The sequence below is a fragment of the Gemmobacter lanyuensis genome (assembly GCF_014652355.1).
In the GTDB taxonomy this organism is placed as follows: Bacteria; Pseudomonadota; Alphaproteobacteria; order Rhodobacterales; family Rhodobacteraceae; genus Gemmobacter; species Gemmobacter lanyuensis.
Genome location: NZ_BMYQ01000001.1, coordinates 814,826 through 835,183, shown reverse-complemented (window position 1 = coordinate 835,183; position 20,358 = coordinate 814,826). Strand labels below are relative to the sequence as shown.

Sequence of the window (20,358 nt, the reverse complement as noted above, 5' to 3'; positions counted from 1 at the left end):
ATGACGATCCGGACCGAGCATGAAATCCATCAGCGCCGCTTCGGGCGCAATTTGGGGCTGGGCCTGACTCTGGTGGCCTTTGTGGCGCTGGTCTTCGGCCTGACGGTCGTGAAGGTCACGAATGGTGATCCGATGCGGGGCCTGATGCCCGCCCATGCGCCCGCCGCCGCGCCGGAAGGCCAAGGGGGGAACGGCTGATGTCGAGCAGTCGCAAAACCGCGATGATGCTGGGGGGCGTTGCTGCCACCATGTGCGCGCTCAGCTTTGCCGCCGTGCCCTTCTATGACTGGTTCTGCCGGGTGACAGGCTTTGCCGGGACGACGGCGGTTGCCACGCAGGGCGCAGATCATGTGCTGGATCAGACGGTGCTGATCCGCTTTGACGCGTCGAAAGAAGCGGGGATGCCGTGGTCCTTCAAGGCGCAGCAGGTGTCGATGCGCGTCAAGATCGGCGAGACGGGGCTGGCCTTCTACGAGGCGCACAACCCGACAAACCGCACTGTCGCCGGCACGGCCAGCTATAACGTCACCCCGGATTCGGCCGGTGGTTATTTCACCAAGATCGAATGTTTCTGCTTTACCGAACAGGTGCTTGCCCCCGGCGAGACTGCGGTGATGCCTGTGACCTTCTATGTCGACCCCGAGATCGTGAACGATCCCGAGGGCAAGTTCGTGAAGGAGATCACCCTCTCCTACACCTTCCATGAAACACCGCTGCCAGAAAAACAGGCGGCGCTGGCGGTGCCGGCATCCGGCGCAACCAACTGATAAGTCAACGAGGGAACAAGAAATGGCCCACGCCAAGAACCACGATTACCACGTTCTTCCCCCGTCGATCTGGCCCTTCCTCGGCTCGGTCGGCGCGTTCATCATGCTGTTCGGGGCAGTGCTGTGGATGCACGGCTCGGGGCCCTGGATGGGTCTGATCGGCCTGGCCATGGTGCTCTACGTCATGTTCGGCTGGTGGGCCGATGTGGTTGCCGAGGCACAGGTCGGTGATCACACGCCGGTGGTGGTGATCGGTCTGCGCTATGGCGTGATCATGTTCATCATGTCGGAGGTGATGTTCTTCGCCGCCTGGTTCTGGTCGTTCTTCAAGCACGCCATGTATCCGATGGGGCCGATGTCGCCGCTGGTCGATGGCGTCTTCCCGCCCGAAGGCATCCAGACCTTCGATCCCTGGCACCTGCCGCTGATCAACACGCTGATCCTGCTCTGCTCGGGCGCGGCCGCCACCTGGGCGCACCATGCCATCGCGCATGAGAACAACCGCAAGGACCTGGTGAATGGTCTGGCTCTGGCGATCATTCTCGGCGTGTTCTTCACCATCCTGCAGGCCTATGAATATAGCCACGCCGCTTTCGGCTTTGCCGGCAATATCTATGGCGCAAACTTCTTCATGGCGACCGGCTTCCACGGCTTCCACGTGGTCATCGGCACGATCTTCCTGTTCGTCTGCCTGGTCCGCGCCCTGCGTGGCCATTTCACCCCGGAACGTCACGTGGGCTTTGAAGCCGCTGCCTGGTACTGGCACTTCGTGGACGTGGTCTGGCTGTTCCTCTTTGCCTCGATCTACGTCTGGGGCCAGGCCTGATCGCCTGATTGCGACGGGCAACCGCCGCACCTTCCCTCGGAAGCGCGGGCCTTGTAGAAGGCTCGCGCTTTTCCTGTTTCAGGGGCCGCGAATGGCCCAAGCCGCGCAAGGGACGATGATGACCCGCAAGATGATCTTACCGCTGCTCTTTGGCCTGATCGGGGTGGTCATCCTGATCGGCCTCGGGTCCTGGCAGGTGGCGCGGCTGCAGTGGAAATTGGGGGTTCTGGCCGAGATTGATGCCCGCGTCGCCGCAGCCCCCGTGCCGCTGCCCGCCGCGCCCGAAACGCCGCGCGACCTCTATCTGCCCGTCAGCGCCGAAGGCCGCTTCACCGGCGAGGCGCTGCGCGTGTTGTCGAGCCGCAAGATGGTCGGGGCGGGGCATCGTATCATTGCGGTCTTTGAAACCGGCGGGCGGCGCATTCTGGTCGATGCGGGCTTTGTGCCGGAAGGTGACGCCGCCCAGATGCCGCAAGGCCCGGCCATCATCACCGGGAACCTGCACTGGCCGTCCGAGGTCGACAGCTTCACACCCGCACCCGACGTGGCCAAGGGGCTGTGGTTCGCGCGTGATCTGCCTGCCATGGCCGGCGCGCTGCAGACCGAGCCGGTGCTGATCGTGGCACGGGCGCCCGTCGCCGCCGGAATCGAGCCGCTGCCGGTGGACAGTTCCGGCATCCCGAACGATCATCTGGGATATGCGATCACGTGGTTTTCGCTGGCTGTCGTCTGGTTGGGGATGACAGTTCTCTATCTCTGGCGTATCAGACGCCGGAACGCATGAGGGCAGGAATGCAATACATCTCGACCCGCGGGCAGGCGCCCGTCCTTTCTTTCGGCGAAGCCATGATGACGGGCCTTGCACGTGACGGCGGCCTTTATGTGCCGCAGGCCGTGCCGACCTTCACCGCCGATGAGATCGCGGCGCTGGCCGGGCTACCCTATGAAGAGATTGCCTTCCGCGTGATGAAGCCCTTCATGGGCGACACCTTTTCGGACGAGGAGTTCAAGGGCCTGATCGCGCGCGCCTACGCGGGCTTCGGCCATGCCGCCCGCGCGCCGCTGGTGCAGTTGGGCCCGAACCATTTCCTGCTGGAGCTGTTCCACGGCCCGACGCTGGCCTTCAAGGATTTCGCCATGCAGCTCATCGGGCAGATGATGCAGGCGGCCCTCGCCAAGACGGGTGAGCGGATCACCATTGTCGGCGCGACCTCGGGTGATACCGGATCGGCGGCGATCGAGGCCTTCAAGGGGCTGGCGAATGTGGATGTGTTCATCCTCTTCCCGCATGGCCGGGTGTCCGAGGTTCAGCGCCGTCAGATGACGACGCCCACTGAGGGCAATGTCCACGCCCTGGCGATGGATGGCGATTTCGATGATTGCCAAGCCCGCGTGAAGGACATGTTCAACGACTTCGACTTCCGCGATGGGGTGCGTCTGGCCGGTGTGAACAGCATCAACTGGGCGCGCGTGCTAGCGCAGGTTGTCTATTACTTCTCGTCGGCCGTCAGCCTTGGCGCACCGCTGCGGAAGGTGAGCTTCACTGTCCCCACGGGCAATTTCGGTGACATTTTCGCGGGTTACATTGCCCGCCAGATGGGCCTGCCGATCGAGCAGCTGGTGATCGCCACAAACCAGAACGACATTCTGGACCGGGCGATGAAATCGGGCGCCTATGCGACAAACGGGGTCAAGCCCTCGATCAGTCCGTCGATGGATATCCAGGTCTCCTCGAACTTTGAACGCGCGCTGTTTGATGCCTATGGCCGCGATGGTGCTGCCGTGGCGCAACTGATGGCGGAACTCAAGGCCGGGGGCTTCACCATCAGCCAAGGCGCGCTGGAGATTCTGCGCGCCACCTTTGCCTCGGGCCGCTGCTCTGAGGATGAGACGCGCGCCACGATCCAGAACTTTGCCGCCGCCACGGGTGAGGTTCTCTGCCCCCACAGCGCCGTGGGCGTGAAGGTGGCCGAGGAACATCTGGGCGCCGCCCCGATGATCACGCTGGCCACCGCCCATCCGGCGAAATTCCCCGATGCGGTGGAGGCGGCCACCGGTCAGCGCCCTGCTTTGCCCGCCCGCATGGCCGATCTCTTTGACCGCCCCGAACGCGTGACCCGCGTTCCCAATGACCTTGCCGCTTTGCAAGCCCTTGTTCGCGAAAGGATCGCGCGTTGACGCTTCGCATCACCACGCTGCCCAATGGTTTCCGGATCATCACCGAGGATATGCCGAGGCTGAAATCCGCCTCGGTCGGCATCTGGGTGACGGCAGGCGGGCGGCATGAACGGGCCGAACAGAACGGCATTGCCCATTTCCTCGAACATATGGCCTTCAAGGGAACCGAGCGCCGCTCGGCCCTGCAGATCGCCGAAGAGATCGAGGATGTGGGCGGGTATATCAACGCCTATACCTCGAAAGAGATGACCGCCTATTATGCGCGGGTGCTGTCGGCCGATGTGGCGCTGGCGCTGGATGTGATTTCTGACATCGTGCTGAATCCGGTCTTCGATCCGAAAGAGATCGAGGTGGAGCGCCACGTGATCCTGCAGGAAATCGGGCAGGCGCTGGATACGCCCGACGACATCATCTTCGACTGGCTGCAGGAAGTCAGCTACCCGGATCAGCCCTTCGGTCGCACCATCCTTGGCCCGGCCGAACGTGTGGCCGCCTTCACGCGCGAAGACCTTGTGGGCTTTGTGAAGGAACACTACGGCCCGGATCAGATGATCCTGTCCGCCGCGGGCGGGGTGGACCATGACGCGGTCGTCGCGCAGGCGACCGAGATTTTTGGGCATCTGGCCCCGGTGGGCGCCCCGACGGTGGAAACGGCCGTGTTCGGGGGCGGTGAACGGCGTGAGGTGAAAACGCTGGAACAGGTGCATTTCGCCCTGTCTTTCGAGGCGCCCGGCTATCGCCACCCCGATGTCTATACCGCGCAGGTCTATGCGACGGCGATGGGGGGCGGCATGTCCTCACGTCTGTTCCAGAAGATCCGGGAAGAGCGGGGCCTGTGCTATTCGATCTTCGCGCAATCGGGCGCCTATGAGGATACGGGCAGCATCACCATCTATGCCGGCACTTCGGAGGATGAGATCGCCGATCTGACCGAGCTTACGCTGGATGAACTGCGCCGCGCCGCCGAGGATATGTCGGATGCCGAGGTGAACCGGGCCCGGGCACAGCTGAAGGCCGGTCTGCTGATGGGGCTGGAAAGCCCGTCAAGCCGGGCCGAGCGCAATGCACGTCTGCTGGCGATCTGGGGGCGGGTGCCGGATGTCGAAGAGGCCGTTGCCAAGATCGATGCCGTCAGCACCGCCGATGTGCGCCGTTATGCCGGGGAACTGGCGCGGTCCAAGGCGGCGCTGGCAATCTATGGTCCGGTGGCCGATGCGCCGGGGCTGGAGGCAATCCGGCAGCGGCTTGACGCCTGATGTTCGGCCTGCGGCGTAAGCTCAGGATCGAGACCGAGCGCATGACGCTGCGCCTGCCGCAGCATTCCGACTATCGCGCTTGGGCCGAACTGCGCGAGGCCAGCGCCGCCTTTCTCGCCCCGTGGGAGCCGGTCTGGGCGCATGACCATCTGACACGGCGGGCCTTCACCAACCGCGTCTACTGGGCGCAGCGGGCCGAAACGCAGGGCACGGCCCTGCCGGTGCTGATGGTCCGGCGCGAGGATCAGCAACTGCTGGGGGCTATCACGCTCGACAATATCCGCCGGGGTCCGGTGCAGGCGGGGACGCTGGGCTATTGGGTGGGCGAACCCTTTGCCCGCCGCGGCTATATGCGCGAGGCGATTCTCGCCATGGTGCATCACGCCTTCCTGACGCTGGACCTCAGCCGGGTTGAGGCCGCCTGCCTGCCGGAAAACCTGCCGTCGCGCGGGGTGCTGGAAAAAACCGGCTTCAAATACGAAGGCGTCGCGCAAAGCTATCTGCAGATCGCGGGCCGCTGGCGGAACCATGTCCTTTACGCGAACCTCCGTGCAGACCGCCGTGGGCGGACAGACGCCGGTTGACACAAAGGTGAGCTTTCCCCGCGCGGGAATCGTGCTATTGCCCCATACATGAGCAGGGCCCCACCAAGAGGGCCATGGAGCAAGGCAGATGTATCTCGATATTATTTCCGCGCTGATGGGCGCGGCTGCGGCTGTGGCCGCACAATTTTTCTTTGATCCGATGCCCCAGGCGGTGGATGACGAACCGCTGGGCGCGGAAATGCAGTTTCTGGAAGATTTGGGCCAGCCGCCGGTGGAAACCCGCGCCGAATGATCCTTTGCCCCGCCTGCGCGCCGCGCTAGGTGAGGGGGCAGGAGGACCGTCATGCTGAACCCCGCCGATCCCGCTTTTCTGTCAACCCTGCCACAGGCGCTGCTCCGCGATGCCCGCCCCGCCGATCTGGAAGAGCCGCGTGGCCGCTGGACCGGGCAGGGCGGCGCCGTGGCCGTGCCCCGCAGCACCGAAGAGGTTGCGCTTTTGGTGCGCGCCTGTGCGGCGGCACGCGTCGGCATTGTTCCGCTTGGCGGGGGAACCGGGCTTGTGGGCGGGCAGCTGATGCCCGAAGGGCCTGTGCCGCTGATCCTGTCGCTGGAACGCATGACGGCGCTGCGGGGGCTATACCCGCAGGAAAACGTGCTGGAGATCGAGGCCGGGGCCGTGCTGGCCGAGGTGCAGGCGCTGGCCGAAGGGGCGGGGCGGGCCTTTCCGCTGACGCTGGCCTCGCAGGGGTCGGCGCGGATCGGCGGGTTGCTTGCCACCAATGCCGGGGGCGTGAATGTGCTGCGCTATGGAAATACCCGCGATCTGGTGCTGGGCCTTGAGGCGGTTTTGCCCGACGGATCGGTTCTGCATGGGCTGAAGCGGCTGCGGAAAGACAACACCGGCTATGATCTGCGCCATTTGCTGATCGGGTCGGAAGGCAGTCTTGGCATCATCACCGCCGCGAGCCTGAAGTTGCACCCGCGTCCGGCGGCCGAAGGTGCGGCCTTCTTTGCGGTGGCCGATCCGGCGGCAGCGCTGCGCCTGTTGTCTCTGGCGGAAGAACGACTGCCGGGCATGGTTTCGGCCTTTGAGCTGATCCACCGCCAGAGCCTTGCCTTTCTGTCCGAGACCCTGCCGCAGGTGCGACAGCCCTTTGCCACGCCGCCGGAATGGATGGTGCTGATTGACCTTGGCCTGCCTGCCGCGCTTGACCCGGTCGAGGCGCTGCTGACCCTGTCAGAGGCCGCGGGCGATCTGGTGCAGGATGGCGTGATCGCGCAATCCGCCGCGCAACGGGCCGAATTCTGGCAGCTGCGCGAATCGATCCCGCTTGCCAATCGGCGGATCGGGGCGGTGTCATCGCATGACATTGCGCTGCCTGCCTCGCTGATCCCGGCGTTCCTGGCCGAGGCCGGGCCGGCGCTGGCACGGATCGGGGATTTCCGCATCAACTGTTTCGGCCATCTGGGCGATGGGAACCTGCATTACAACGTTTTCCCGCAGCCCGGCTTCACCCGCAAGGACCATGATCATCAGCGCGAGGCGGTGAAGACCTGCGTCCATGACATCGTGCATCGGCTGGGCGGTTCTGTCAGTGCGGAACATGGGATCGGGCGATTGAAGGTGGCCGATCTGGAACGCTACGCCGATCCGTCAAAACTGGCTGCCATGCGGGCGATCAAGGCCGCGCTTGACCCCTTGGGGATCATGAACCCCGGCGCGGTGCTGCGCGCCTGACCCACCGAAAGAAGAACCCCGTCGGATTGGGTGATCCGACGGGGAGGGTGGGGTGTGTTGGACACATGTTGCAAGCAGCGCCCACCGGGTGGGTCGCCCGGCAAGACCCTGTCTAGCGACTCGCGGTTAACAATCCGTTAGCGGCAGAGCGATCAAAGACCCTCAAACGCGCAAAGGGCGTGGACATCCATCCCCAGCGCCTCAAGCCTGCGGCGTCCGCCCAGATCCGGCAGATCGACCACGAAGGCGCAGCCCACGATCACACCGCCCAGCCGTTCCACCAGACGGATGCCCGCATCGGCGGTGCCGCCAGTGGCCAGAAGATCATCGACGAGCAGCACCTTTTCACCGGGCTGGATGGCGTCGTCATGCAGTTCGACCACGGCCTCGCCATATTCCAGCGCATAGGCCTGCGAGATGGTCTGCCCCGGCAGCTTGCCCTTCTTGCGGATCGGCACGAAGCCGCAAGACAGCTGATGCGCCACGGCGCCGCCCAGAATGAATCCCCGTGCCTCAAGCCCTACGACCTTGTCGATGCGCGTGCCGGCATAGGGGTGAAGAAGCTGATCGATCGCCATGCGGAAGCCGCGCGGATCGGCGAACAGCGTCGTCACATCGCGGAACAGGATCCCCTCGTGCGGGAAATCCACGATGGTGCGGATATAGTCTTTGACGGTCTTTGCCATGTCAGCCTCTTGGCGCCCCGGAACGCGCGGGGCATATCACGCCGCCCGAAGGTGTCACAAGCGCGCGCTTCAGCCCAGCACCCGCCCCGCCACCGCATCCAGCCGTGCGACCAGCGCCGGGTCGCGCTTGTCGCGCGCGGTCATCACCGCATGATCCAGCGCCCGGTCGCAGCCGCAAGGGCAGGGCGCCAGCCCACCCCCCGCAAGGGCGGGCAGGGCGGTGATCATCGCCTTGGCGGTGCCCGCATTGGCCGCCAGAACCTGAAGGATCTGCGCCACATCGACATGGCCATGATCGGGGTGCCAGCAATCGTAGTCGGTGACCATGGCGACCGAGGCATAGCAAAGCTCGGCCTCGCGCGCGAGGCGGGCCTCGGGCATGGCGGTCATGCCGATCACGTCGCAGCCCCAGGCGCGATACATCCGCGATTCGGCCTTGGTGGAAAACTGCGGCCCCTCCATTGCCAGATAGGTGCCGCCGCGATGGACCCGCGCGCCCGCCGCCCGCAGCGCGGCTTCGCAATGGTCCGAAAGGCGGGCGCAGACCGGGTCGGCAAGGCTCACATGCGCGACGCAACCCGACCCGAAGAAGCTGCCGGGGCGGCCGCTCGTGCGGTCGATGAACTGATCCAGCACCACCATATCTCCGGGGCGGAAATCCTCGCGCAGGCTGCCCACGGCGGAAACCGCCACCACATCGGTGCAGCCCAGCCGTTTCAGCGCATCGATATTGGCGCGGAAGGGCACGGCCGCCGGCAGATGCACATGGCCCCGGCCGTGGCGCGGCAGAAAGCACATCTCGACCCCATTGAGCCGCCCGGTCAGGATCGCATCTGACGACGCACCCCAGGGGGTGTCCACCTCGGTCCAGGCGGCGTCTTCCAGCCCGTCCATCTGATAGACCCCCGATCCGCCGATCACGCCAATTTTCCGCTGCATCGCATTCTCCTGACCCATGCCCCAGCCTAGGCGACCGGCCCCTCTCCGCCAAGGGCGGCGCTGTCGCGGGCATTCCGACTTTTCCCCGTCACCTTCACATGTTACGCGGCGAAACGCATGATTCCGCCGGGACGCCGGCATCGGGGGGCGCGATGTATCAGCTCGAAGAGGAAACCGAAGCCGATTGGTGGGAGGTGGAGGCGCTTTACGACCTCTGCTTTGCGCCGGGACGAACGGCGCTTTCCTCCTATCGTCTACGCGACGGGGTGGCGACGGTGGCGCCGCTCTGCCTTGTGCTGCGTGACGAAACCGGCACCCTCGCCGCTGCGATCCGCTATTGGCCCGCCGAGGTCGCCGATCAGGATATCCTGCTGCTTGGCCCGGTGGCCGTTCACCCCACGCGCCAGGGTGAGGGGCTGGGGGGCCTCTTGATCAACGAAAGCCTGGCTGAGGCCAAGCGTCTGGGCTGGGAACGGGTCATGCTGGTGGGTGATGCGCCCTATTACAGTCGCTTCGGCTTCAAGAAGCTGGAGGGGGTGGTGATGCCGCCGCCCACCAACCCTGACCGTGTGCTGGGCCTGGAACTGGTCCGCGGCGCCTGGGACGGGGTCAAAGGCGCGGTGACCAAGGCACGATCCTGACGCCGGGCCATTGCGCGGGGCCCTGCGGATGCCTACCTAGCGTTCATGTCGCAAGATTTGCCCCCCGCTGCCCCTGTTCCGGCGCCCCTGCCTGCGCCCTTCCCGGATTATGAGATCGCCGAGCTGGCCCGCCGCGCGCGGCGCGCGCAGGGGCCGCTCATGACGCTCCTGCACAAGATCGGTGGCAAGCTGGAAGGGCAGCTTGCCCTGCTGCCTGACGGGCTGCGCCGCCAGATCGATGCGCTGACGCTGTCCACTCTGGAGCGTGCGTTAGGGGTGGCGGCGCTGGGGCGGCATGCGCCCGATCTGGGGCCGCGCGCCGCGCCGATTGCCGCCGCACTTTCGGGCGCTGCGGGCGGGGCTGGGGGCATTGTCACCTCGGTGGCCGAACTGCCGGTGACGATCACCCTGATCCTTTCCGCCATCCGCAGCGCGGCCGAGGCCGAGGGCTTTGACCCCGATGATCCCGCCATCAAGGCCGAGATCCTGCGCTGCTTCGCCTCGGGCACACCGGCAGGGGGCGATGACGGGGTGAACACCGCCTTTGTCGGCGCGCGTTTGGCGGTGACCGGACCTGCGCTGCATGGGCTGATCGCGAAGCTCGCGCCGAAGATCGCGGCGGCGCTGTCGCAAAAGCTCGCGGCGCAGGCGGTGCCGGTTCTGGGGGCGCTGTCGGGGGCGGCGCTGAATGCGGCGTTCCTGAACCATTACCGCGAACTCGCGCGCATCCGTTTTCGCCTGCTGCGCATCGCGCAGGACCATGACGGCGTGCGCGTCATGGCCCGGTTCAATGAGGCCACGAATGTGCGGCCGCTGCTCGGGTCTGACTGATCACTCCGGCAGCGTGGCCAGCCAGCCCAGAATTGCGGGGCGCACCGATTCGGCACCCTGATCCATCGCTGACTGCATCACGGCCCGCACCTCGCGCAGATCGACCTGACGCAGCAACGCCTTCACCGGCCCGATCGAGGCCGGACGCATAGACAGCGTCCCGATCCCCAATGCGGCAAAGCACATCGCCTCGACCGGCCGTCCGGCATCTTCACCGCAGAATGAAAGCGGCGTGTCGCTCTCGCGGCAGCGGTCCGAGATCGTGGCCAGGAAACGCAGGAAGCTGACGTTCAGCGTGTCATAGCGCCGCCGCACCCGTTCATTTTCGCGGTCCGCCGCAAAGAAGAACTGCTTCAGGTCATTCCCGCCGATCGAGATGAAATCCGTCAGGTCAAAGAAGGCGCGCGGTGCGAAGGCAAGGCTCGGCGTTTCCAGCATTGCCCCGATCTTGAGCGTTTCCGGTACCGGCCGCCCCAGCGCAGCCTCGCGGTCGCGCTGTTTCAGCACCACATCGCGGGCCTGGGTGAATTCCGACAACTCGGTGATGAAGGGGAACATCACGGTCAGCGGGCGCCCCCTAGCAGCCCGGATCAGCGCCTGAGCCTGCATCTGCAGCACGCCCGGCTTGTCCAACCCGACGCGGATCGCCCGCCAGCCCATCGCGGGGTTGGGTTCATCCTGCGGCTTCATATAGGGCAGCACCTTGTCCGACCCGATGTCGAGCGTGCGGAACGCCACCGGCCGCCCCTTGGCGGCATCCATCACCCGGGCGTAAAGCCGTGCCAGCTCATCCCGCTTGGGCATCTGGTTGCGGATCAGGAATTGCAGCTCTGTGCGGAACAGACCCACCCCCTCGGCGCCCGATCCTTCGATTGACGGCAGGTCGGCCATCAGGCCCGCATTCATGTAAAGCCGCGTGATGCTGCCGCATTTCGATTGCGCGGGCAGGCCGCGCAGGCTGGCATAGCGTTCCTGCGCCTTCGCCTGCATGGCCATCTTGTCACGGAAGCTGCGCGCCACGGTATCATCGGGGCGCAGATGGACCACACCCTGATCGCCGTCCACAAGGATGTGATCGCCGTTCAGCGCCTCGCCTGTGATGCGGTCGGCATGGATCACCAGCGGAATCGCCAGCGCCCGCGCGACAATCGCCGCATGGCTGCCGACAGATCCTTCCTCGAGCACGACGCCCTTCAGCTTGCGCCCGTATTCCAGCAATTCCGCCGGGCCGATGTTGCGGGCCACCAGAATGGGCATCTCTGGCATCGTCGCGCCCGTATCCTGCCCCTGTCCGGTCAGGATGCGGAGCAGGCGGTTCGACAGATCATCCAGATCATTCAACCGTTCGCGCAGATAGGCATCCGGCACCTGTTCCATGCGCGCGCGGGCGGCGGATTGTTCCTTTTCCACCGCGGCTTCGGCCGAAAGGCCGCGTGCAATGTCTTCTTCCATGCGCTTCAGCCAGCCCCGGCTGTTTGCGAACATCCGGTAGGCTTCCAGAACCTGTCGTTGTTCCTTGTCGAGCGATTCCGCCGACAGCAGATCATCAATCGACACGCGCAGTTGGCCCACGGCCTCGCGGATGCGCTCGATCTCGGTCAGTGGGTCATCGGCGACGGGGTTTGTGACCACCACGCGCGGCTCATGCAGCCAGACATGGCCCTCGGCCGCGCCCTCTTGGCCTGTTGAGCCCCGGAAAAGGCGCGGCTGCTTGTGCAGCGCCTTCATGCCCCCTTCATCGCCCAGAAACGCGCCCAGCTCCGTCATCTCGGCCAGCACCATGGCCACGACTTCCAGTGCATAGACCTCATCGTCGGAATAGCTGCGCGCGGTTTTCGATTGTACGACCAGCACGCCCAGACGTTCCCCGACCCGCTGGATCGGCACACCAAGGAATGAGGAATAAATTTCCTCCCCCGTCTCGGGCATATAGCGAAAGCCCTTTTCCGAGGGCGCATCCGCGGTATTCACCGGCGTCGCATTGCGCGCAACCCGCCCGACCAGACCTTCGCCCACCTTCATGCGGGTCTGGTGGACGGCCTCTTTCTTCAGCCCCTCGGTCGCGCAAAGTTCAAGCGTGTCCTCATCGCGGAAGAGATAGATCGAGCAGACCTCGGTCCCCATCGAATCGGCGATCAGATGGGTGATACGGTCCAGCCGGTCCTGCCCCTTGCCCGGCAAGGCAAGACTGTCGCGCAACCGGCGAAGCAATTTGCGGCTGTCACTTTCGCTGCGATCACCCATGTCCCTGTCCGTTCCTTGCCCTTTTCGGGGTGCTTTTGCCCCCTTAGAGCATATGTCCCGCCGAAACGGAACGCCCGCTTTCAGGGCAGGGTGTCGCAACGGCAGGCAGATGCCGCAAAAAGCGGCAGGATTGCTGACCTGTGCCGCCCCGCCGCCCCAAAGCAAAAGGCCCCGCCACTTGGGCAGGGCCTTTCAGAACCTTATCGGGACAAGCGATCAGGCGTCGCCCAAGGCAAAGGCATCGTGCAGCGCCTGCACGGCCAGTTCCATATACTTGCGGTCGATCAGCACCGAGATCTTGATCTCGCTGGTCGAGATCACCTTGATGTTCACGCCTTCATTGGCCAGGGCCGAGAACATCTTGGCGGCAACGCCCGCATGGCTGCGCATGCCGATGCCCACGACCGAAACCTTGGCCACGTCGGTGTCGATGATCAGCTCGTCATATTTGATCAGACCGGCGGTCTTGGCATCTTCCAGCGCTTTCTTCGCCCGCTCGACCTGATTGATCGGGCAAGAGAAGGTCATGTCCGTGACGGCACCCGGATGGGCCTCGTCATAGTCTTTTTCGCTGATGTTCTGGACGATCATGTCGACATTGACGCCCGCCTCGGCCAAGGGGCCGAAGATCGCCTGCGCCACGCCCGGACGGTCCTCGATGGTGAAGAGGGTGATCTTCGCTTCCTCGCGCGAGAAGGCGACGCCCGAGACAACTTTCGATTCCATGATTTCCTCCTCGTCGCAGACCAGGGTTCCAGAGTTCTCATCCGTGTCCTCGAACGAGGACAGCACCCGCAGGCGCACCTTGTAGCGCATCGCCAGTTCGACCGACCGGGTCTGCAGCACCTTCGCCCCGAGGCTGGCAAGCTCCAGCATCTCCTCGAAGGCGATCTTTTCAAGCTTGCGGGCCTTGCCGCTCACCCGCGGGTCGGTGGTATAGACCCCGTCCACATCGGTGTAGATGTCGCAGCGTTCCGCGGCAAAAGCGGCGGCAAAGGCCACGGCGGTGGTGTCCGACCCGCCCCGGCCCAGCGTGGTCACGCGGCCTTCGGGGCTCACGCCCTGGAAGCCTGCCACCACGGCAACCTTGAAGCCTTCCTTGAACTTCGCGTCGATATTGTCGCGCGGGATCGACACGAACCGCGCGGCGCTATGCGCGGCGGTGGTGTTGATCGGCACCTGCCAACCCTGCCAGCTGCGGGCGGGAATTCCCATCTCCTGCAGCCGCAGCGCCATCAGGCCCGCGGTGACATTCTCGCCCGAGGCCACGACGGCGTCATATTCGCGCGCGTCATACAGCTTCGAGGTGCCCTCGACGTAGCCAACAAGCTTGTTGGTTTCCCCCGACATGGCCGAGACGATGACGATCACGTCATAGCCCCGTTCGACTTCTTTCTGAACCTTCTTCGCGGCGTTTTCGATCCGCTCGAGGTTCGCGACGGACGTGCCGCCGAATTTCATTACCAGAAGCGGCATGTCGCCCCCCCGTAAGCCCATCAAACCGCGCGTTCCATAGCAGAAGCGGGGGGGGATGCAAGCGGTGCTTGGGGCAGTCTTGCGCGGGAAGAGACGCCGGGTCGCGCCACCAAGCGTTTCAATCCAGACGAAAGTTTACCGGCAGCAGCGGGGGCGGCGCTTCCTCACCCAAATGGGGGGCCAAGCTGATCTCGACCGCCCGGCAGATCGCGTCCAGCGGCAGGGCATTGGCCGTCGCACCAAAGGGATGGGCCAGTTCCTCGGTCACCTCGGCCAGCCCGAAAAACGTATAGGCCACGATCACCGTGAAGACAGGTGTCATCCAGCCCGAATTTTCCAGCAACGCCAAAGGCAAGAGCAGCACATAAAGCCAGGTGGTGCGGAACACGAGCAACGAATAGACATAGGGCAGGGGCGTGGCCCGGATGCGCTCGCACCCCGCCTGCGCCAACCCGATGCCTGTCAGCCGGGTTGAAATCGTCCGCGCCCCGAACCCGTCCAGACGCCCGGCGCGATAGGCCGCAGCCACCCGCCCGCTGATCTGCGTCAGCGCCGCCTCAACGCCCGGAACCTCCAGCCCTGCCGCGGCAACCCGCGCCCGCGTCACCTCGTCGGGCGCCAATCCCCGCAACTGGCAGCGATGCAGATGCAGAAAGGCCACCATCCCCCGCAGCAACCCGTGACGGTCCGCCGCCTCCGGCAGAAAGACCTCGGCCTCGCGCGCCAGACTGCGCGCATCCGCCAGCAACCCACCCCAGAGTTTGCGCGCCTCCCACCAGCGATCATAGGCCGCGTTGTTGCGGAACCCCAGAAACAGCGACAGCGCCACCCCGAACAGCGCGAAGGGCTGCGCGCTCACATGCGGCAGCGCCAGCAGATGCCGGTCGACCACTACCAGCAGCACCGAAAGCCCCGCTACAACCGTCAGCTCCAGCGCGATATGCGGCAAGACCGACCCGCGCACCGCAAAGAGCAGCTGCAATATGCCCGGCTTGTCCCGAATGATCATGCCGCCCGCCCCTTATACGCCCGAAACCCCGGCGCCGATTTTCTGTCCCGAAATATCCTCGGGGGTGCGGGGGCAGAGAGCCCCCGCTGCAACGCCCGGATTACAGCGCACGCCACCCGATATCGCGCCGGCAGAACCCTTCCGGCCAATCGATCGCATCCACCATCGCATAGGCCCGCGCCTGCGCCTCGGCCAGCGTCTCGCCCCGCGCCGTCACGTTCAGCACCCGCCCCCCGGTCGCCACAATCGCGCCATCCTTGGCAGCCGTCCCGGCATGGAACACCATATTGCGGCTGTCCTCGGGCAGCGCCTCCAACCCGCGGATCGCCGTGCCCTTCACATAAGCTCCCGGATACCCCCGCGCCGCCATGACCACCGTCACGGCATGATCCTCGGCCCAGGTGACACGCATCTCGGCCAGCCGACCCTCGGCACAGGCCTGCAGCAGGTCAAGCGCCTGCGCCCCCAGCCGCATCATCAACACCTGGCATTCCGGATCGCCAAAGCGGCAGTTGTATTCCACCAGCCGCGCCTTGCCGTCCTTGATCATCAGCCCGGCATAAAGCACCCCCTGATAGGGCGTGCCGCGCCGCGCCATCTCGCGGATGGTCGGCAGCACGATCTCGTCCAGCGCCGCCTGCGCGATGGCATCGGTCAGAACCGGGGCCGGGCTATAGGCCCCCATGCCCCCGGTGTTTGGCCCGGTATCGCCATCCCCCACGCGCTTGTGGTCCTGCGCCGTCCCCACGGCCAGCGCATCCGTCCCGTCGGTCAGGATGAAGAAGCTCGCCTCTTCCCCCTCCATGAACTCCTCGATCACCACCTCGGCCCCGGCCGCACCGAATTCGCCGCCAAACATGTCGTCGATGGCGGCCAGCGCCTCGTCCTCGGTCATGGCGACGATCACGCCCTTGCCCGCGGCCAGACCATCAGCCTTCACCACGATGGGCGCGCCCTCGGCGCGTACATGGGCCTTGGCCGGCCCCGCTTCGGTAAAGCGCGCATAGCCCGCCGTCGGCGCTCCGCAGGCATCACAGATTTCCTTGGTGAACCCTTTCGAGGCCTCCAGCCGCGCCGCCGCCGCACTCGGTCCGAAGGTCAGGATCCCCGCCGCCCGGCAGGCATCCGCCACCCCGGCCGCCAAGGGCGCCTCCGGCCCCACGATCACGAAATCGATCGCATGCTCCTCGCAAAAGGCCACCACCGCCGCCCCGCTCAGAATGTCGATCAGCGCGCATTCCGCCAGCTGGGCGATCCCGGCATTCCCCGGCGCCACGATCAGCCGGTCGCATTTGGGGTTCTGGCTCACTGCCCAGGCCAGCGCATGTTCGCGCCCGCCGCTGCCGAGAATGAGAATATTCATGCGCTGACCCCGAAATGACGATGCGTGTGATTGCGCGCGTCATAGGGGCGCCTACCCCGTCTTGCAAGCACCGATGCCAGCTGCCGCGCCCCTTCCCCCTTCCCGTTGTCGAAATATCCTCAGGGGGTGAATGGCCGCCAGGCCAGAGGGGGCGCGAGCGCCCCCTGCCTCTTGCCCCGCCGCCGCCGCTTTGGCATGAACGAATGATGGACCTCTTCGAAGACCCGACCCCCGCCTCGAACCAGCCCGAATTCACCGTGTCCGAGCTTTCGGGCGCGGTCAAACGCGTGATCGAAGGCGAATTCGGCCTTGTGCGCGTCCGGGGCGAGGTGGGCCGCGTCAGCCGCCCGGCCTCGGGGCATCTCTATTTCGACCTCAAGGATGACCGCAGCGTCATCGCCGCCATCAGCTGGAAAGGCCAGGTCGCGCGCATGCAGGTCCGCCCCGAAGAGGGGATGGAGGTCGTGGCCACCGGCCGCATGACCACCTTTCCGGGCCAGTCGAAATATCAGCTCATCGTCGATGACGTGGCACCGGCGGGGGCCGGCGCGCTCATGGCCATGCTGGAAAAACGCCGCGCCGCCCTGCAGGCCGAGGGCCTGTTCGATCCCGCGCGGAAGAAAGTTATTCCCTATCTGCCGCGCGTCATCGGTGTTGTCACCTCGCCCTCGGGCGCGGTGATCCGCGATATCCTCCATCGCCTGCGCGACCGTTTTCCGCGCCATGTGCTGATCTGGCCGGTGGCGGTGCAGGGGCAGGCCTGCGCGGCCGAGGTTGCGGCGGCCATTCGCGGCTTCAATGCCATCGAACCCGGCGGCCCGATTCCCCGCCCCGATCTTCTGATCGTCGCGCGGGGCGGCGGCAGCCTTGAAGACCTTTGGGGCTTCAACGAAGAAATCGTCGTCCGCGCCGCCGCGGCAAGCCAGATCCCGCTGATTTCGGCGGTGGGCCATGAAACCGATACCACGCTGATCGACTTTGCCGCTGACCGCCGCGCGCCCACGCCGACCGCCGCCGCGGAAATGGCCGTGCCGGTGCGGCTTGACCTGCTCGCCGCGCTGGATGCCATGGGCGCGCGCATGGCCGGGGGCATTGCCCGGGGCATCGGCCTGCGTGGGCAGCGCTTGCGCGATCTGGGCCGGGCGCTGCCGCGCCTTGACGCGCTGCTGGCCAGCCCGCGCCAACGCCAGGATGCGGCGGTGCAGCGGCTTGGTGGCGCGCTGACCCTTGCCGTTGCGCGCAAACGCGCCGCGCATGAGGCCCGCGCCGCCCGCCTTTCGCCCGAGGCGCTGCGCGCCCTGATCCGCCGCCGCAACGATGGTTTGGCCGCATCAAGCCAGCGTCTTGTGACGGGGCAAGAGCGGCGGCTGGAACGCGCCCATGCCAATCTCGACAAATGGGCCTCGCGCCTTGCTCCGGCGCTGACCCGGCTTCTGGGGGATGCTGCGCGCGATGCGGCCAACGGGCGCGACCGTCTGGCCCTGCTGTCCGATCGGCTCGAGGCCGCACCCCATCGCCGGTTGACGCAGCTTGCGGACCGGCTCGACGGGCTGGACCGGATGCGCCTGACGCTGGGCTATCAGGAAACGCTCAAACGCGGCTATGCCGTGGTGCGCGGCGCGGATGATACGGTCATCACCGATGCCGCATTGGCGGCAACGACCGCCCGCTTTGCCGTGCAGTTCCGCGACGGTTCGGTTTGGGTGCAGCCCGAGGACGACGCGCCCACTGCCGATCCGGCGCCAAAACCCGCGAAATCCGCCGCGCGCGCCCGTCCGAAAGGCGAGGATCCCGCAGGCGGGCAGGGCAGTCTGTTCTGACGGATCAGGCCGCAGGCAGCTCGACCGGGCAGGAGAGGGGTGGCGAGGTCGGGCGCAGCTCGACCTGCGGGGCTTTGGCATCGCCCTGCAACCGCGCAATCAGCCCGTCGCTCTGCCGGACATAGGACCAGCACCAGCGGTCGGCGCTGCCGTCATAGGCAAAACAGATCAGCCCGCCGCTTTCCTGCCACTGGCCGGAAAGACAGCCGTCGGCATCTTTCCAGATCACCCGGCGGCCGGGCAGATATTCCTCTGCGCCATAGACCTTGCCCTGTTCGGCATGGGTCATCACATGGCCTGTGGTCATCGCCTCGAATTCAGCGGCAGAGATCGGTCGCCCGCCATCCTGCGCCCAAAGCGGTGCGGCGATCAGCGCAACAGCAACGGCAAGGCCGTGGCGCCCCATGTCAGACCCCCACGTCTGGGCCGGGGCAGGAAAGTGGCCCCTGGCTTTGCTGCACCTCGCTCAGTTCGGTGCCATTGGGATCCCCGGCAAAGCGGGCGCGCAGGCCCCCGCCATCCTTCCAGAATTCCCAGCACTGCGGCCGGTTGCGGTCTTCATAGACAAAGCAGATCAGACCATTGGCCTCATACCAATGGCCGATGCGGCAGGCCGATTCGGTAAAGGCCCATCGCACCCGCCGTCCCGGCAGGTATTGTTCGGTCCCGAAGATCTGGCCAGCCATGCCGTAGGTCAGGGTTTTGCCTGTGGCATAGGCCTCGAACTCGGCGCCGGACATGCGCTCGCGCGCGCTGGCGGGGCCGACCGCCATCACGGCAAGGGCAACCGTCAGCACTGCCACAGGGGCAAGGGCCGGGGGGGCAAGGGCAAACGCAGGATACATCCATCTCTCCGTCCGGGGGCGGTCAGACGACGGCCCAATGATCAGACTGCCAGACGAAAGGCGGTCTTTCCAGCCCCTCCGTCAGGGCGGCATCTGCCGCGCGTCATTCCGCCGGTTCGGCCCAGCGGGCAAGGCGCGGGTCCATCACCCGCCGCCAGAGCCGCGGCACCAGCGCCAGCGCCGCGCAGACCGGCAGGGAATAGGGCAGCCAGGGCGCCTGACCGGGCGCGGGCAGGCGCAGGGCGGGGTAGGGGCGCGCGGGATGGGCGTGATGGTCGGAATGACGCGGCGCATTCAGCATCACGCCCGACGAAAACCAGTGCGGGGCGTTCCAGCTGTGCCGGTCATCGACCGGGGCATAGCGCCCATCCGCCAGCCGGGCGCGGCGCAATCCATAGTGCTGCACATAATCCGACAGCATCAGCTGCACGGTGGCATAGGCCGCAAGCGTCGCCCAGACCGCGACGCCCGCCCAGCCTGCCAGAAAGAACCCCAGCCCAAGGCACAGTGCCTGCCCCCCCAGATAGACCGCGTAGGGATGCGGCCCCTTGCCCCGCTGGGCGCGGCGCGTATCCTCAGCCCGTTTCCCGGCACGGAAGCTGCCCAGATAGGCGCGGGGCAGGAAGTGGTAGAAACTCTCCCCCGCAAGGGCCGAATTCGGGTCTTCGGGTGTGGCGACATGCCGGTGATGCACCAGCCGATGCGCCGAGGTGTGATGCCCGTTCAGCAGGGTGATATAGACGGCCGCCCCCAGCCGAAACAATCCGCGCTGACCCCGATGGATCAGCTCATGCGCGGCGGGGTTCGACACCTGCCCGAAGAACTGGCCAAAGCCCAGAAACAGCAGCCCCCGCACCCAGAGCGGCAATCCGCTGTCCCCCGCAATCGCCCAGACTGCCAGCGGAAAGGCCAGCAGATGCCCCAGCCCGATCACGGCCAGCAAGGGATCGGCGGCGGGAAATTCGGCACCCTCGAGCGCATCGGGGGCGGTGCGGCGGATCAGGTGATCCAGAAGCGCCGTCAGCCCTGCCATATAGGCCAGCCCCGCCAGCGCCCAAACCCCGCCCGCGGCAACCCCGAGCAACAGAAGAACCAGCGGCGCAACTGCGGCCGTGGCGAAGAGGACCATCTGGGGCACCGGCAGGACAGGAACAAAACCACGCATGCGCCACAGTCTAGCACCCCGCACGCGCG

General features: G+C 65.9%; 21 protein-coding genes. 12 read left to right on the top strand and 9 right to left on the bottom strand.

Annotated features, from left to right (window positions below; genetic code table 11):
- From IE101_RS04060 to IE101_RS04020, 9 genes are all read left to right on the top strand, one after another.
- A complete protein-coding gene (locus IE101_RS04060; RefSeq protein WP_189632490.1) occupies nt 1–198 on the top strand; it encodes a cytochrome c oxidase system small membrane protein in 198 nt (65 codons plus the stop codon).
- Nucleotides 198–767, top strand: coding sequence for a cytochrome c oxidase assembly protein (locus tag IE101_RS04055; protein ID WP_189632489.1), 570 nt, complete (start codon nt 198–200; stop codon nt 765–767). Before IE101_RS04060 ends, IE101_RS04055 begins: the two co-directional genes overlap by 1 nt.
- Nucleotides 768–789: 22 nt before the next feature.
- Nucleotides 790–1,593 carry a cytochrome c oxidase subunit 3 gene (locus tag IE101_RS04050; protein WP_189632488.1) on the top strand — a complete coding sequence of 268 codons (804 nt, stop codon included), beginning with the start codon at nt 790–792 and terminating at the stop codon, nt 1,591–1,593.
- A gap of 118 nt (nt 1,594–1,711) precedes the next feature.
- A complete protein-coding gene (locus IE101_RS04045) occupies nt 1,712–2,377 on the top strand; it encodes an SURF1 family protein (protein WP_189632735.1) in 666 nt (221 codons plus the stop codon).
- 8 nt (nt 2,378–2,385) lie between these two features.
- Nucleotides 2,386–3,771: a threonine synthase gene (gene thrC / locus IE101_RS04040; RefSeq protein WP_189632487.1), complete on the top strand. Its 1,386-nt coding sequence runs from the start codon at nt 2,386–2,388 to the stop codon at nt 3,769–3,771.
- Nucleotides 3,768–5,027, top strand: coding sequence for a M16 family metallopeptidase (locus tag IE101_RS04035; RefSeq protein WP_189632486.1), 1,260 nt, complete (start codon nt 3,768–3,770; stop codon nt 5,025–5,027). Before thrC ends, IE101_RS04035 begins: the two co-directional genes overlap by 4 nt.
- A complete protein-coding gene (locus tag IE101_RS04030) occupies nt 5,027–5,611 on the top strand; it encodes a GNAT family N-acetyltransferase (protein WP_189632485.1) in 585 nt (194 codons plus the stop codon). The genes IE101_RS04035 and IE101_RS04030 overlap by 1 nt, the downstream gene beginning before the upstream one ends.
- 88 nt (nt 5,612–5,699) lie before the next feature.
- Nucleotides 5,700–5,864, top strand: a complete 165-nt coding sequence (locus tag IE101_RS04025; protein ID WP_189632484.1) for a hypothetical protein — start codon at nt 5,700–5,702, stop codon at nt 5,862–5,864.
- A gap of 51 nt (nt 5,865–5,915) precedes the next feature.
- A complete protein-coding gene (locus IE101_RS04020; protein WP_189632483.1) occupies nt 5,916–7,310 on the top strand; it encodes an FAD-binding oxidoreductase in 1,395 nt (464 codons plus the stop codon).
- 152 nt (nt 7,311–7,462) lie between these two features.
- Here the strand turns inward: IE101_RS04020 and IE101_RS04015 are convergent, their stop codons facing one another.
- Both IE101_RS04015 and IE101_RS04010 read right to left on the bottom strand, forming a co-directional pair.
- The gene (locus IE101_RS04015; protein WP_189632482.1) at nt 7,463–7,996 is read right to left on the bottom strand and encodes an adenine phosphoribosyltransferase; all 534 of its coding nucleotides are present in this window, start codon (nt 7,994–7,996) and stop codon (nt 7,463–7,465) included.
- Between the two features lie 69 nt (nt 7,997–8,065).
- On the bottom strand, nt 8,066–8,935 hold the full coding sequence (locus IE101_RS04010) for an S-methyl-5'-thioadenosine phosphorylase (protein ID WP_189632481.1): 870 nt from the start codon (nt 8,933–8,935) through the stop codon (nt 8,066–8,068).
- A gap of 152 nt (nt 8,936–9,087) precedes the next feature.
- On the opposite strand from IE101_RS04010, the gene IE101_RS04005 reads away from it, so the two are divergent.
- Both IE101_RS04005 and IE101_RS04000 read left to right on the top strand, forming a co-directional pair.
- Nucleotides 9,088–9,576 carry a GNAT family N-acetyltransferase gene (locus tag IE101_RS04005; RefSeq protein ID WP_189632480.1) on the top strand — a complete coding sequence of 163 codons (489 nt, stop codon included), beginning with the start codon at nt 9,088–9,090 and terminating at the stop codon, nt 9,574–9,576.
- A gap of 45 nt (nt 9,577–9,621) precedes the next feature.
- On the top strand, nt 9,622–10,407 hold the full coding sequence (locus tag IE101_RS04000; RefSeq protein ID WP_189632479.1) for an EcsC family protein: 786 nt from the start codon (nt 9,622–9,624) through the stop codon (nt 10,405–10,407).
- On the opposite strand, the gene ptsP is transcribed toward IE101_RS04000, so the two are convergent.
- The 4 genes from ptsP to purD form a co-directional block, all read right to left on the bottom strand.
- Nucleotides 10,408–12,651, bottom strand: a complete 2,244-nt coding sequence (gene ptsP, locus IE101_RS03995; protein ID WP_189632478.1) for a phosphoenolpyruvate--protein phosphotransferase — start codon at nt 12,649–12,651, stop codon at nt 10,408–10,410. It abuts the gene before it with no gap.
- 216 nt (nt 12,652–12,867) lie between these two features.
- Nucleotides 12,868–14,127 carry an aspartate kinase gene (locus IE101_RS03990; protein WP_189632477.1) on the bottom strand — a complete coding sequence of 420 codons (1,260 nt, stop codon included), beginning with the start codon at nt 14,125–14,127 and terminating at the stop codon, nt 12,868–12,870.
- Nucleotides 14,128–14,245: 118 nt separating this feature from the next.
- Nucleotides 14,246–15,136: a bestrophin family protein gene (locus tag IE101_RS03985; protein ID WP_189632476.1), complete on the bottom strand. Its 891-nt coding sequence runs from the start codon at nt 15,134–15,136 to the stop codon at nt 14,246–14,248.
- A 100-nt stretch (nt 15,137–15,236) separates the two neighbouring features.
- Nucleotides 15,237–16,499 carry a phosphoribosylamine--glycine ligase gene (purD, locus tag IE101_RS03980; protein WP_189632475.1) on the bottom strand — a complete coding sequence of 421 codons (1,263 nt, stop codon included), beginning with the start codon at nt 16,497–16,499 and terminating at the stop codon, nt 15,237–15,239.
- A gap of 203 nt (nt 16,500–16,702) precedes the next feature.
- Between purD and xseA the strand changes: the two genes are divergently transcribed.
- A complete protein-coding gene (gene xseA / locus IE101_RS03975) occupies nt 16,703–18,319 on the top strand; it encodes an exodeoxyribonuclease VII large subunit (RefSeq protein WP_189632474.1) in 1,617 nt (538 codons plus the stop codon).
- Between the two features lie 4 nt (nt 18,320–18,323).
- On the opposite strand, the gene IE101_RS03970 is transcribed toward xseA, so the two are convergent.
- The 3 genes from IE101_RS03970 to IE101_RS03960 all read right to left on the bottom strand — a co-directional run bounded on the left by IE101_RS03970 (nt 18,324) and on the right by IE101_RS03960 (nt 20,329).
- A complete protein-coding gene (locus tag IE101_RS03970) occupies nt 18,324–18,725 on the bottom strand; it encodes a hypothetical protein (RefSeq protein WP_189632473.1) in 402 nt (133 codons plus the stop codon).
- A gap of 1 nt (nt 18,726) precedes the next feature.
- Nucleotides 18,727–19,164, bottom strand: coding sequence for a hypothetical protein (locus IE101_RS03965; RefSeq protein WP_373296048.1), 438 nt, complete (start codon nt 19,162–19,164; stop codon nt 18,727–18,729).
- Nucleotides 19,165–19,267: 103 nt separating this feature from the next.
- Nucleotides 19,268–20,329 carry an alkane 1-monooxygenase gene (locus tag IE101_RS03960; protein WP_229804007.1) on the bottom strand — a complete coding sequence of 354 codons (1,062 nt, stop codon included), beginning with the start codon at nt 20,327–20,329 and terminating at the stop codon, nt 19,268–19,270.
- Nucleotides 20,330–20,358 lie beyond the last annotated feature (29 nt).